General features: G+C 70.1%; 1 protein-coding gene. It reads left to right on the forward strand.

The genetic code is table 11. From position 1 onward, the window contains the following. The coding region (locus ACLJNW_RS25505) for a condensation domain-containing protein (RefSeq protein WP_410961407.1) at nucleotides 1-268 on the forward strand (268 nt) is incomplete at both ends.

The following is a 268-nucleotide window of genomic DNA, read 5'->3' on the forward strand; positions in this document are numbered from 1 at the left end:
CCCAGGGGCTGGTCGGCTTCTTCATCAACACCCTGGTCCTGCGCGGCACGCCCCGGGCGCGCCAGCCGTTCGCCGCGTTGCTCGGCGAGGCTCGCGAGGCGACCCTCGGCGCCCAGGCCAACCAGGACCTGCCGTTCGACCAGGTGCTCGCGGCCTGCGGCCAGGGCGGCCAGTTGTTCCAGGTGCTGTTCAACCATCAGAGCGAGATACGCTCGGTGACGCCCGAGGTTCAGTTGGAGGACCTGCGTCTGGAAGGCCTGGCCTGGGA

Source organism: Salmonella sp. SAL4457, from assembly GCF_046548235.1.
Taxonomy (GTDB): domain Bacteria; phylum Pseudomonadota; class Gammaproteobacteria; order Enterobacterales; family Enterobacteriaceae; genus Salmonella; species Salmonella enterica.